This is a genomic window from Streptomyces nigrescens, assembly GCF_027626975.1.
Lineage (GTDB): Bacteria > Actinomycetota > Actinomycetes > Streptomycetales > Streptomycetaceae > Streptomyces > Streptomyces nigrescens.
The window spans coordinates 4822993-4836116 of sequence record NZ_CP114203.1 but is presented as its reverse complement, the minus strand read 5'-3'; the positions used below and the strand labels follow the sequence as shown (position 1 = coordinate 4836116).

The 13124-nt window shown below is 68.4% G+C and carries 12 protein-coding genes; 5 read left to right on the top strand and 7 right to left on the bottom strand.

The annotated features are described in order from the left end of the window. Positions 1-120: 120 nt before the first annotated feature. From STRNI_RS21605 to pknB, 4 genes are all read left to right on the top strand, one after another. Positions 121-1692 (top strand): PP2C family serine/threonine-protein phosphatase, encoded by a 1572-nt coding sequence (locus tag STRNI_RS21605; protein ID WP_018092068.1) that lies wholly within the window; start codon positions 121-123, stop codon positions 1690-1692. Between the two features lie 23 nt (positions 1693-1715). After that, positions 1716-3098 (top strand): FtsW/RodA/SpoVE family cell cycle protein, encoded by a 1383-nt coding sequence (locus STRNI_RS21600; RefSeq protein WP_018092069.1) that lies wholly within the window; start codon positions 1716-1718, stop codon positions 3096-3098. Next, the gene (locus STRNI_RS21595) at positions 3095-4564 is read left to right on the top strand and encodes a peptidoglycan D,D-transpeptidase FtsI family protein (RefSeq protein ID WP_018092070.1); all 1470 of its coding nucleotides are present in this window, start codon (positions 3095-3097) and stop codon (positions 4562-4564) included. Before STRNI_RS21600 ends, STRNI_RS21595 begins: the two co-directional genes overlap by 4 nt. Positions 4565-4710: 146 nt before the next feature. Continuing rightward, positions 4711-6705 (top strand): Stk1 family PASTA domain-containing Ser/Thr kinase, encoded by a 1995-nt coding sequence (gene pknB, locus STRNI_RS21590; RefSeq protein WP_159487405.1) that lies wholly within the window; start codon positions 4711-4713, stop codon positions 6703-6705. Positions 6706-6783: 78 nt separating this feature from the next. Here the strand turns inward: pknB and STRNI_RS21585 are convergent, their stop codons facing one another. The 6 genes from STRNI_RS21585 to STRNI_RS21560 all read right to left on the bottom strand — a co-directional run bounded on the left by STRNI_RS21585 (position 6784) and on the right by STRNI_RS21560 (position 11451). Next, positions 6784-7524, bottom strand: a complete 741-nt coding sequence (locus STRNI_RS21585) for a class E sortase (protein ID WP_018092072.1) — start codon at positions 7522-7524, stop codon at positions 6784-6786. A 25-nt stretch (positions 7525-7549) separates the two neighbouring features. Next, positions 7550-9016, bottom strand: a complete 1467-nt coding sequence (locus STRNI_RS21580; RefSeq protein ID WP_277411829.1) for a class E sortase — start codon at positions 9014-9016, stop codon at positions 7550-7552. Beyond that, positions 9013-9669, bottom strand: a complete 657-nt coding sequence (locus STRNI_RS21575; protein ID WP_159487401.1) for an aminodeoxychorismate/anthranilate synthase component II — start codon at positions 9667-9669, stop codon at positions 9013-9015. Before STRNI_RS21575 ends, STRNI_RS21580 begins: the two co-directional genes overlap by 4 nt. Beyond that, entirely contained in the window at positions 9666-9839 is a 174-nt protein-coding gene (locus STRNI_RS21570) for a hypothetical protein (protein ID WP_018092075.1), read from the bottom strand. Before STRNI_RS21570 ends, STRNI_RS21575 begins: the two co-directional genes overlap by 4 nt. Positions 9840-9920: 81 nt before the next feature. Continuing rightward, positions 9921-10643, bottom strand: coding sequence for a class E sortase (locus STRNI_RS21565; RefSeq protein ID WP_093640900.1), 723 nt, complete (start codon positions 10641-10643; stop codon positions 9921-9923). A gap of 37 nt (positions 10644-10680) precedes the next feature. Further along, entirely contained in the window at positions 10681-11451 is a 771-nt protein-coding gene (locus STRNI_RS21560) for a DUF881 domain-containing protein (protein ID WP_018092077.1), read from the bottom strand. Between the two features lie 180 nt (positions 11452-11631). Here STRNI_RS21560 and crgA point away from each other — a divergent pair, with 180 nt between their 5' ends. After that, entirely contained in the window at positions 11632-11886 is a 255-nt protein-coding gene (gene crgA, locus STRNI_RS21555) for a cell division protein CrgA (RefSeq protein ID WP_018092078.1), read from the top strand. Between the two features lie 235 nt (positions 11887-12121). On the opposite strand, the gene STRNI_RS21550 is transcribed toward crgA, so the two are convergent. After that, entirely contained in the window at positions 12122-13039 is a 918-nt protein-coding gene (locus STRNI_RS21550; RefSeq protein WP_159487397.1) for a rhomboid family intramembrane serine protease, read from the bottom strand. Positions 13040-13124: the final 85 nt, after the last annotated feature.

Genomic DNA, 13124 nt, shown 5'->3' with positions numbered 1-13124 from the left:
CGAGCGGAGCGAGCGAGCCGCGGCGGTCCACTCGGCGGACCCGGGCGTGCTCCCGACCGGAGGGTGGGCAGTGTGGCTCGAAGAGACCGGCTGTACCCCGAGCCGACGGGTGAGGTGCGCATGAGTCTGTCACTGCGCTTCGCCGCCGGATCGCACAAGGGCATGATCCGCGAGGGCAACGAGGACTCCGGCTACGCCGGGCCACGGCTGCTCGCCATCGCCGACGGCATGGGCGGCCAGGCCGCCGGTGAGGTCGCCTCCTCCGAGGTGATCTCCACACTCGTCCAGCTCGACGACGACGTCCCGGGCTCCGACCTCCTCACCTCCCTGGGCACGGCCGTCACGCGCGCCAATGACCAGCTGCGGGTGATGGTCGAAGAGGACCCCCAGCTGGAGGGCATGGGCACGACCCTGACCGCCCTGCTGTGGACCGGGCAGCGACTCGGGCTCGTCCACGTCGGCGACTCGCGTGCGTACCTGCTGCGCGACGGCGCCCTGACCCAGATCACCCAGGACCACACCTGGGTGCAGCGGCTGGTCGACGAGGGCCGGATCACCGAAGAGGAAGCCACCACCCATCCGCAGCGGTCGCTGCTGATGCGGGCGCTGGGCAGCGGCGATCATGTCGAGCCCGATCTGTCGATCCGCGAGGTGCGCGCCGGCGACCGGTATCTGATCTGCTCGGACGGGCTGTCCGGGGTGGTCAGCCACCAGACGCTGGAGGAGACCCTCGCCAGCTACCACGGGCCGCACGAGACGGTGCAGGAGCTGATCCAGCTCGCTCTGCGCGGCGGCGGACCCGACAACATCACCTGCATCGTCGCCGACGTCCTGGACGTGGACGGCAACGAAACGATGGCCGGGCAGCTCAACGACACCCCGGTCATCGTCGGCGCCGTCGCGGAGAACCAGCACCAGCTCAGCGACCCGAGCACGCTGCAGACCCCCGCCGCCCGGGCCGCCGAACTCGGCCGGCCCGGCGGACCGAACCCGGGCGCCCCCGGTGCCTTCGGACCGCCCGGCAGCGGTGACCCGGAGGTCGGCGGACCGCCGCAGGGCTCGTTCGGCGCGTTCATGGACGAGGACTTCGTCAAGCCCCGGCGGCGCGGGCGGTGGCTCAAGCGGTCACTGCTCATCGCGCTGGCGCTGGCCGTCGTGGGCGGCGGCTGCTACGCGGGCTACAACTGGACGCAGACCCAGTACTTCGTCGGTGCCAAGGACGACCACGTCGCGCTCTACCGGGGCATCAGCCAGGACCTCGCGTGGATCAGGCTCAATGGCGTGGACGAGGACCACCCCGAGATCGAACTCAAGTACCTGCCGCAGTACCAGCGGAATCAGGTCAAGGAGACGATCGCGGTCGACAGCCGCACTCAGGCGGGAGAAAAGGTCACCGAATTGAGTAAGCAGGCCAATGCCTGCCGTACCAAGGAGCAGCGGGAGGCCGCCGAGCGTGACGCGGCGCGTCACCCGGGCCACGGCCAGACGGGCACACCGAGCAAGCCCGGCTCTCCGTCAGCTTCACCGTCCGGTACGCCGAGCGCCAAGCCCGGCAGCACCGGCAAGAACAGCGGCACCGGCACCGCCGGCGCACTGGCGGCGACCACGTCTCCGTCTCCCAAGGCCACTCCCAGCCAGGCCCCTTCCCAGGAGCAGCAGAAGCTGGAAAAGAATTGCAGCACCCAGCAGTGAGGGCGTAGGGGGCCGTAGATCTCATGAGCAGCACCACCAACACCACCACCATCGGCACCATCGGAGCCCCGAGCCGCCGCAACACCGAGCTGGCGATGCTCATCTTCGCGGTGCTGATTCCGGTGTTCGCGTACGTCAACGTCGGTCTGGCGAAGGACGGTTCGGTGCCGGCCGGCGTGCTGGGCTACAGCCTCGGGCTCGGCCTGCTGGCGGGCGTCGCGCATCTCGTCGTCCGCAAGTGGGCGCCGTACGCGGATCCGCTGATGCTGCCCATCGGCACCCTGCTCAACGGCCTGGGTCTGATCTTCATCTGGCGGCTGGACCAGGAGCCCTCGCTGGGCAAGGCGATGGCTCCCAACCAGCTGATGTGGTCGACCTTCGGCGTCGCCCTCTTCCTCGGCATCCTGATCTTCCTCAAGGACCACCGCGTCCTGCAGCGCTACACCTACATCTCGATGGTGGTCGCGCTGGTGCTGCTGGTCGCCCCGGTGTTCTTCCCCGGTGTGAACGGCGCAAAGATCTGGATCACGATTCCGGGTCTCGGCTCGCTGCAGCCCGGTGAGTTCGCGAAGATCATCATCGCGATCTTCTTCGCCGGCTATCTGATGGTGAAGCGGGACGCGCTGGCCCTGGCCAGCCGCCGCTTCATGGGCCTGTACCTCCCCCGCGGCCGCGACCTCGGCCCGATCCTCGTCATCTGGGCGCTGAGCCTGATGATCCTGGTCTTCGAGACCGACCTGGGTACCTCGCTGCTGTTCTTCGGCCTGTTCGTCGTGATGCTGTACGTGGCGACCGAGCGGACCAGCTGGATCGTGTTCGGTCTGCTGCTCAGCGCGGGCGGCGCGGTCGCGGTGGCGACGTTCGAGTCCCACGTCCAGACGCGTGTGCACAACTGGCTCAACCCGCTGGAGCTGGTCAACGGCGGTGTCACCGAGACCGCCCAGGCCATGTACTCCTTCGGGTCCGGCGGCATCCTCGGCTCCGGTCTGGGACAGGGCTACTCCCGCCTCATCCTGGGCATCGCGCCGAAGAGTGACTACATTCTCGCCACGGTCGGTGAGGAGATCGGGCTGGCCGGCCTGATGGCCATCCTGATGCTGTACGGCCTGCTGATCGAGCGCGGTATCCGTACGGCGCTGGCGGCCCGCGACCCGTTCGGCAAGCTGCTGGCGATCGGCCTGTCCGGCGCCTTCGCCCTGCAGGTCTTCGTCGTCGCCGGTGGTGTGACGGGCCTGATCCCGCTGACGGGTATGACGATGCCGTTCCTCGCCCAGGGTGGCTCGTCCGTGATCGCCAACTGGGCGCTGATCGCGATCCTGCTCCGGATCAGCGACACCGCGCGCCGCCCGGCGCCGGCCCCCGCTCCCTCCACCGACGCCGAGATGACCCAGGTGGTCCGTCCGTGAACAAGCCCCTGCGCCGGGTCGCGATCTTCTGCGGCCTGCTCGTCCTCGCCCTGCTGGTCCGCGTCAACTGGGTGCAGTTCGTCCAGGGTGACGAGCTCAAGAACGACCCGCACAACCGCCGGGTCGCCATCGAGCGCTACAGCACCCCGCGCGGCAACATCATCGTGGACGGCAAGGCCATCACCGGCTCCTCGACCACGGACAGCGGCGACTTCAAGTACAAGCGGACGTACAAGAACGGCAAGATGTGGGCGCCGGTCACCGGCTACGCCTCGCAGGCCTTCGACGCCAACCAGCTCGAGAAGCTCAACGACGGCATTCTCACCGGCACCGACGACAGGCTCTTCTTCAGCCGCACGGTCGACATGTTCACCGGCAGCAAGCAGAAGGGCGGCAACGTGGTGACCACCCTCGACGCCAAGGCCCAGAAGGCGGCCTTCGACGGGCTCGGCAAGCAGAAGGGCGCGGTCGCCGCGATCAACCCGGAGACCGGCGCGATCCTGGCCCTGGCCAGCACCCCGTCCTACGACCCGTCCACCTTCGCCGGGATGAGCAACAAGGACGCCGAGGCGTACAACGCGCTGCAGAAGAAGAACAACCCCGACGAGCCGATGCTCAACCGGGCGCTGCGCCAGACCTACCCGCCCGGCTCGACCTTCAAGGTCGTCACGGCCGCGGCGGCCCTGGAGAACGGCCTCTACAACGACGTCGACTCCAGCACCCGGTCACCGCTGCCCTACACGCTCCCCGACACCTCGGGCATCGAGCTGAAGAACGAGGGCAACATCCCCTGCAAGAACGCCACCCTGCGCGAGGCGCTGCGGGTGTCCTGCAACACCGTGTTCGGCAAGATCAGCGCCGACCTCGGCAACAAGAAGATGAAGGCCGAGGCGGAGAAGTTCGGCTTCAACGACCCGGGAATCAACACCCCGGTCCGCGCCTCGGAGAGCATCTTCCCCGAGGACAACCGGCCGCAGAACGCGATGGCCGGCATCGGCCAGGCCTCCAACCGCGCCACGCCGCTGCAGATGGCCATGGTCGCCTCGGCGGTCGCCAACCACGGCAAGCTGATGAAGCCGTACATGGTCGACCGGCTGGTCGCGACGAACCTCAACGTGGTCCAGCAGCACACTCCGCAGGAGATGAGCCAGCCGCTCAGCCCGGAGAACGCGCAGAAGATCCAGAGCATGATGGAGACCGTGGTCAAGTCGGGTACGGGAACCAACGCCCAGATCCCGAACGTCACAGTCGGCGGTAAGACCGGTACCGCACAGCACGGCGAGAACAACAAGGACAATCCGTACGCCTGGTTCATCTCCTACGCGAAGACCGACAAGGGCACCCCCGTCGCGGTCGCTGTCGTCATTGAGGGATCCGACACGCTCCGCGATGACATCGCCGGTGGCAAGCTCGCAGCTCCGGTCGCGAAGCACGTCATGCAGGCGGTACTCGAAGGCGAAAAGTGACTCAGATCATGCCAATACCGGTCACGTATCAGGTTGCGGCTCCGGCCCGGTCCGGTACGGCGTGGCGGGTACGGTATGCCCGGACAGCACACCGCCGGACCACACACCGGTGCGGTCGGGACTGACGGAGAGGGCTGGAGAAGCTTATGGAAGAGCCGCGTCGCCTCGGCGGCCGGTACGAGCTGGGCTCGGTGCTCGGCCGCGGTGGCATGGCCGAGGTGTACCTCGCGCATGACACCCGCCTGGGCCGCACCGTAGCTGTGAAGACGCTGCGGGTGGACCTCGCCCGTGACCCGTCCTTCCAGGCCCGGTTCCGCCGTGAGGCCCAGTCGGCCGCCTCGCTGAACCATCCGTCGATCGTCGCGGTCTACGACACCGGCGAGGACTACGTCGACGGTGTCTCGATCCCGTACATCGTCATGGAGTACGTCGACGGCTCCACGCTCCGTGAGCTGCTGCACTCCGGAAGAAAGCTGCTGCCCGAGCGCTCGCTGGAGATGACCACCGGTGTCCTCCAGGCGCTGGAGTACTCCCACCGGGCCGGCATCGTCCACCGCGACATCAAACCGGCCAACGTCATGCTGACGCGCACCGGCCAGGTCAAGGTCATGGACTTCGGCATCGCCCGCGCCATGGGCGATGCCGGGATGACGATGACGCAGACTGCGGCGGTCATCGGCACGGCCCAGTACCTCTCGCCCGAGCAGGCCAAGGGCGAGCAGGTCGACGCCCGCTCCGACCTGTACTCCACCGGCTGTCTGCTCTACGAGCTGCTCACGGTACGGCCGCCGTTCGTCGGTGACTCACCGGTCGCGGTGGCCTATCAGCATGTCCGCGAGGAGCCGCAGAAGCCGAGCAACTTCGACCCCGAGATCACGCCGGAGATGGACGCCATCGTCCTGAAGGCGCTGGTCAAGGACCCGGACTACCGCTATCAGTCGGCCGACGAGATGCGTGCCGACATCGAGGCGGCGCTGGACGGCCAGCCGGTCGCGGCGGCCTCCGCCATGGGCGCGGCCGGCTACGACCAGGACCAGCCGACCACCATGCTGCGTCCGCAGGATCCGGCCGGCCAGACCTCCATGCTTCCGCCGATGAACGCGGACGACGGGGGCTACGGCTACGACGACCGCGGCGACCGCCGCCGCGGCGGCGGCCAGAAGAAGAGCAACACCTCGACGATCCTGCTGGTGCTTGCGGCCGTCCTCGTCCTGGTCGGTGCGATCTTCATCGGCAAGGCGATGTTCACCAGCAGCAATACGGACGGCAAGGTGTCGGTGCCCGACCTCGTCGGCAAGACCCGCGCCGAAGCGAAGGACTCCGGACGGAACGGCGGCTTCAAGGTCTCCGAGGCCGGTCGCAAGGCCTGCGACAACGTCAAGAAGGGCCAGGTCACCGAGCAGTCCCCGGAGGCCGGCAAGACGATCGACAAGAATGACACGGTCGACGTGACCATGTGCACGGGCGCCGTCAAGGTCACCGTTCCGGACGTGGAGGACCTCGCGTTCGAAAGTGCTCGTGACCGCCTCGAACGCAAGGGCTTCAAGAACGTCAAGAAGGTCCCTGAGGAGTCCGACCGGACGCCGGGCATCGTGCTCAAGCAGAACCCCGCAGGCCAGAGCGAGGCGCCCAAGAGCACAGTGATCGTCCTCACCGTCGCCCAGGAGTCCCCCAAGCGGAACGTCCCGCCCGTCACGGGACAGGACTTCGAGACGGCCAAGAAGCAGCTGGACGACCTGGGCTTCGAGGTCAGCAAGACCGAACAGGAAGTCACCGACCCGAACCAGGTCGGCAAGGTGCTCAGCCAGAGCCCCGATGGCAACACCCCGGCCAAGGAGGGTTCCACTGTGACCCTCACGGTCGGTAAGGCGGGGGCCCAGACACCGGTTCCGAGTGTCGTCGGCCAGACGGTGAAGGAGGCGAAGAAGGCGCTGCAGCAGGCCGGCTTCACCAACATCCAGTTCGCCGGCGGCTCGCAGGACGACAACGCCCGCGTGGCCGCCCAGGACCCGCAGCCGCAGACACCGTCCGACCCCAAGACCACCACCGTGACGCTGACCACCATCGGTGGCGGCGGCAACGGCAATGGCGGCAACGGGGGCGACGACGGCGGCGGCTTCATCGGCGGACCGTTCGGCTAGCAGAGCAGCGGTCGCTTCGGCGAGGCAAACAGGAAGCCCCGGCAGCCCTCCAAGGGCGCCGGGGCTCTCTGTTGTCCGCTAGCGGATTTCCTTCGGGGGTGTGCGGTCCGCGTCGACCTTTTCGGTGCGCTCCAGCTCGCCCCAGACGACGTAGCGGTAGTTCGAGGTGTAGACCGGGGTGCAGGTCGTGAGGGTGATGTAGCGGCCCGCCTTGCGCTTGCCGGATTCCTTGGGGATGTCGTCGAGGACGTCCACGTTGTACTTCGAGGTCTCAGGCAGGGTCGCGAAGACCTTGTAGACGTACCAGGTGTCCTTGGTCTCGAAGACGATCGGGTCGCCGTCCTTGAGCTTGTCGATGTTGTGGAACTTCGCGCCGTGGCCGTCGCGGTGCGCGGCGAGCGTGAAGTTGCCCTTCTTGTCCTTGGGCAGCCCCGACTTGACCGGCTTGGTGTAGTAGCCGGCCACGCCCTCGTTGAGGATGTCGGCGTCGGTGCCCTTCTCGACCAGCACTTCGCCGTTGTTCATCGCCGGGACGTGCAGAAAGCCGATGCCGTCCTTGGTGTCCAGCTCCCCCGGCCCCTTGGGCCCGCTGCTCGCCCAGTGCTGACGCACCTGGTCACCCTGCTTGTGCGCTTCGCGGTCGGCGAGGACGTTGGTCCACCACAGCGAGTAGGCGACGAAGAGGCCCAGGATCAGCCCGACCGTGATCAGCAGCTCCCCGATGACGCTGACGGTGGAGGCGATGGCCCGGCGCACACGGCGCGGCTTGAGTGGCGGCGCGGACCGGTCGCATGCCTCGTCGTTTCCGGTGGCAGTCACCGCGTAGCACCCCTCTTATGTTTGCTCAGCCGGCGAGCGCATCCGGTTTGCCCTTGCTCCGCGGCCGCTCGTCGACCATCTTGCCCCAGACGATCATCCGAAAGGTACTGGTGAACTCCGGGGTGCAGGTCGTCAGGGTGATGTAGCGGCCGGGGCCGGTGAATCCCGAGCCGGGCGGCACCGGACCGATCACGCTGGTGTTGCTCGGAGACGTCTGCGGGAGGATGCTCTCCATCTCGTACGTGTAGTACGAGCTCTTCGTCTCGACGATGATCTTGTCGCCCTTGGTGAGGCGGTTGACGTAACGGAACGGCTCGCCGTGAGTGTTGCGATGGGCCGCCACCGCGAAGTTGCCCTTCTTGTCCCAGGGCATCGCCGTCTTGATCCCGCTGTTCTTGTCGTAGTGACCGATCATGCCGTGGTCCAGCACTTTGTGCTTGTCGATCCCCTCGGCTATCGGCGCCTTCACATCCAGCTTGGGGATATACATGATCCCGAAGCGCTCGCCGTCCGCGAGATTCTTCTTCTCGCCGCCGCCCTTGTCCCATTCGCTCTGCAGATTGCTGGCGGCACCTCCCGCCTCCTGTTCCGCCATCACGTTCGTCCACCAGAGCTGATAGGTGACGAACAGCAGCATCAGCACGCCGAGGGTGATGAAGGCCTCGCCCAGCGCGCGGCTGGCGATCAGGCTGGGGCTGTCCTTGGCGGCTCGTGCGGCCTGCCGGGCCTCCAGCCGGGACATGGGGGCGGGCGCCGGTTCGGAGGCGGTGGCAGCGGCGGCCGTCGCGGCGGCGCCACTGTGGCGTCCACGCCTGCCGCCCCGCTTGGCGGCCTCCTGAGCAGCCTTGCGCCGGGCCGCTCGGCCTCCGGGCGCCGGGTCCGCTGCCGCGGTTTCACGTGAAACCGTCGCCTCGGTTTCACGTGAAACGCTGTCCCCGTCGCGCTTCTCGGCCTGCCGCAGCGCCATGGTCTCGTCGTCCCGCCACGACGCGGGGCCCGTGGCCGCTGCCGGAGCGGGGCTCACGGCCGGAGTCGGGCTCACCCGCGGAGCGGGGGTGGGGGCGGGCGACGCCGGTGTCTCCGGGGCGGTACCGCGCTGAGATATCGGATCGGCGGTGGCGGGGTGGGGAGCGGGGCCGGAGCCGTGTGCCTGGCCGTAGGCGGCCGTCTGAGAGCCGTAGGACTGCCGGCCCGGCCGGGACTGCTCTTCGGGCTCCAGATGCGGGCGGAACCACGGTGAGCCCTGTCTCCCGCCCTCCTGAGCCGGTTTGCCCCGCCGGCGACCGCGGCCCGGCTGCCCGTAGGGATCCGGCGCGGGCGCGGGTGCCGGTGGCACCTGGCCCGGCAGCGGATCGGTCAGCGGGTCGGCCAGCTGCTCCACCGCCGCCTCGAACGCATCGGGCTGCACGTACGGGTCCTGCGGAGCGTAGGACCGCTCCGGCTCGTCCGGCTCGTAGGCTCTCCCTTCACGTTCGGGGCGCAGAGCGGTCACCCGCCGGCCTTGCCGACCACCGGGGCCAGCCCCGTGGAGCGCTCCACTGCCCCCTTGTCGCCGCATTCGACGAGCCAGTTGGCCAGCATCCGGTGGCCCCACTCCGTCAGGACCGACTCGGGGTGGAACTGGACGCCCTCGACGAGGAGTTCGCGGTGCCGCAGGCCCATGACGATCCGTCCGCCGGGGACGTCCTCGGCCTCCGTCCAGGACGTGACGATCAGTTCGTCGGGGACGGTGTCCGGCTCGACCGCCAGGGAGTGATAGCGGGTGGCGGTGAAGGGGGACGGCAGCCCGGAGAAGACGCCGACGTCCTCGTGGTGGACCGGCGAGGTCTTGCCGTGCAGCAGCTCGGGGGCGCGGTCCACCACGCCGCCGTACGCGACCGCCATCGACTGCATGCCCAGGCAGACGCCGAAGACCGGGACGCCGGTGTCCGCGCAGTGCCGGACCATGTCGACGCAGACGCCGGCCTGCTCGGGTGTGCCGGGTCCGGGCGACAGCAGCACCCCGTCGAAGCCGTCCTGGGCATGCCGCGGCTCGACCTCGTCGTTGCGCAGCACCTCACATTCGGCGCCGAGTTGGTAGAGGTACTGGACGAGGTTGAAGACGAAGCTGTCGTAGTTGTCGACGACGAGAATCCGTGCGGTCATCGGGCGGCCATCCCTTCATCGACAGTGACGTCATTGAAGGGGAGCAGCGGCTCCGCCCACGGAAAGACGTACTGGAAGAGTACGAAGACGACCGCCAGGACGAGCACCAGGGAAATCAGCGCTTTCACCCATGTGTTGCCCGGCAGATGCCGCCAGATCCAGCCGTACATGCTGTCGCTGTCCCCTTGCCGATGCCGATGACGATGTCGATTGCGACACCAGAGTAAGGGGCGAGGGCGGGCCCAGGTGGGTCAGCCGGTCAAAGCCGATGGCCTTCCCTGTGCCACGGGTTGGGTGGAATCGAGGTGTGCCCAGGCGATCAGCCGGTGGCTGTGGCCCCATTCCGGCTCGCAGGTGGTCAGCGTGAGATAGCGCCCGGGGCCGTTGAATCCGGACTTCCGCGGTACGGGGTCGATCACCCCGATGTCACCGGGCAGCGTCGTATAGGGCCGGTTGTCGATGCGGTAGGTGAACCAGGTCGTGCCGTCGGTCAGCACCACGGCGTCGCCGGGGCGCAGCCGCGGGAAGTCCTTGAAGGGGTCGCCATAGGTGCGGCGGTGACCGGCGACGGAGAAGTTGCCGGTCTCGCCGAGGCGGGCCGTGCGGGCGTAATGGCCGAGGCCGCGCTTGAGGACATCGGTCGCGGTGCCTTCCAGGACGGGCTTGGTCCAGTCGCTGCCCAGGCGCGGGATGTACATGACGGCGAAGGAAGCGCCCGGGGTGTAGCGGCGGGGCCGCTCGGCCGGGGCGGAGTCGCCGTCGGGGGCCGGTGTGCTGTCGGGGGCGGTGACCGGGCCCGTGGCCCACTGGTGCCGGAGTCTGCCGATCTCGCCGTCCATGGCGCTGTCGGCCCGTACGCCGGTCCAGAAGAGGACGTAGGCCACGAAGAGCACGATCAGTGCGCCGACGGTGACGCAGATCTCGCTGAGCGTCCGTACGATCCACCGCACCGTCGTCCGGCCCCGCAGCGTCATCCGGCCCCGTCCCTCCCCGGCGCCCGCGGCGTGCGGGCTACGGCTTCACAGGATGTGCGTAGTGGAGTTCCACTGTGCCGGAGTAGCCGGGAAGAGTCACCGCCTCGTGCTGGTCGACCTTCCAGCCCAGGCCGTAGGCGTTCACGTACTGGAGATAGTTCTGGATGGCCGGGGCAGCGGTCAGCGCGTTGGTGAGGGCCTCGCGGTTGCCGACGGCGGTGACCTTGTACGGCGGGGAGTAGACCCGGCCCTGGAGGATCAGGGTGTTGCCGACACAGCGCACCGCGCTGGTGGAGATCAGCCGCTGGTCCATGACCTTGATGCCCTTGGCGCCGCCGTGCCACAGGGCGTTCACCACGGCCTGCAGGTCCTGCTGGTGGATGACCAGGTCGTTGGGCTGGGGCTCGGGCACCCCGGGGATCTTGGCGGTGGCGTTCGGCGGGGCGTCGGTGAGCGTGACCGTCACGCCCTGGCCCTTCAGCGGCTTGGTGCCGGCGTTCTTCTCCAGCGCCTTGAGCTTGGCGTCCTCGGCCCGGGAGCTGCCGTTGTCGCGCTGCGCGAGAGCGTCGACCTCTTCCCGGAGAGTGGCGTTACGGTCGTCTTGGGCACCGTTTTTGTGGCTGCGTTCCTGGATGAGGTCGGACAGCCGCAGCATCGAGTCGTCCGAGCGCAGATTCGTGCCACGCGCGGTGTCGAAGCTCAGCCAGAAGAGCAGCCCGGCGAGCGCGAACACGACCAGAGTGAGGAGCCGTACGGGCCGCAGGCGGGATCGGGTGGGGCGGTCGGGGGAGTCAGCGGAATTGCTCAACGTACCCTTACTCCTTACGGCGCCACGGAAGCACTACGCTAACGGACGCCCGGGAAAGGAATCCGCTCCCCACCGCATCCGCGCCCAGGCGCACATCTCGTACCTCCCCCGCGGATGGGGCACCGCCCGCTCGAGCGAAGCCGAGAGCGGGGGAGCAGCGCATCGACAGGAGAGTTCCTCGTGCCGAAGTCACGGATCCGCAAGAAGGACGACTTCACGCCGCCGCCGGCGAAGACCACCAACCTGAAGATGAGCTCAGGCCGCGGTTGGGTGGCGCCACTGATGTTGGCGATGTTCCTGATCGGGCTGGTGTGGATCGTGATGTTCTATGTGTCCGAGGGCGATCTGCCGATCGCGGCCATGGGCAACTGGAACATCGTGTGCGGCTTCGGCTTCATCGCGGTGGGCTTCGGCGTATCCACCCAGTGGAAGTAGCGCAAGCCCTACCCAAGGCCATCCACACGGTTATCCACAGCCGGGGAAAACTTCAGAAGATCTGTGGATAACCCTCCGGAGGTTGACGCCGGTGTGATCGGCGGCACCCTCTTCCGGCCTCCCGCTCCCCCTTTCCTTACTGGGGAAACGCAGGTCGGAGCGGACCGGAACGAGAGTTCCGCACAGCATGCACAAGATCGGCCACGCACTGTGGACAACGTGACGGTACGGACCCTCAGCCCACCAGCTGAACGGTCCGTACCCACACCACCGCGATGATCGCCAGCAGCGCCACCACACAGGTAGCGCTGTGCACCAGCGTCCGCCGGTCACGCGGCGCATGCACCATCCCGAACGCCACCGCGGCGCCCACCACCAGGCCGCCGACATGGGCCTGCCAGGCGATGTGCGGCCACAGGAACGTGAAGGCCAGGTTGAGGCCGAGCAGGATCAGCACCGGCTTCATGTCGTAATTCAGCCGCCGCAGGAGCACCGCCGTCGCGCCGAGCAGCCCGAAGATCGCGCCGGACGCACCCAGCGAGGGCTGGTTCTGCGCGGCGAGGAGATACGACAGGGCGCTGCCGCCCAGACCGGCGAGCAGGTAGAGCGCGATGAACCGCAGCCGGCCGAGCGCCGCCTCCAGCGGCGGTCCCAGCCACCAGAGCGAGAGCATGTTGAACGCGAAGTGCGCGATCGCCTGGTGCAGGAACATCGAGGTCAGCAGGCGGTACCACTCGCCCTCGGCGACACCGACGAGCTGAAACCGGCTCGGGTCGGCGGCGAGCCCGAGCAGATCGAGCCGGCTGGCCAGTGGGCTCATGTCGCCGCCGGTCGCCAGCACGGCGACGAACACGGCGGCGTTGATGCCCAGCAGGATCTTGGTGATCAGCCGCGGATCGGCGGCAATCGTGCCGCCCGCGATCGTGCGCGGCGCGGCGGCCTGCGGCGCATGACCGGTGCCGCCACCGCTGCGTACGCAGTCCGGGCACTGGAAGCCGACCGAGGCGCTGACCATGCACTCCGGGCATATGGGCCGGTCACAGCGGGTGCAGCGAATTCCGGTGGAGCGATCCGGGTGGCGGTGGCAGCCCGGCAGGCCATCGTCACCCCGCGCGTCCTGCGGCTCCTTCGGGCTGCCTGGCACCTGGTCCATCCGTCCCCTCGTCCCCTTCTCCGTCCGGCGCGTCAGCACTTCGCCGTTTCCGCCCGCCTTCGCCCCGTGGACGAGCGTCGCGCCC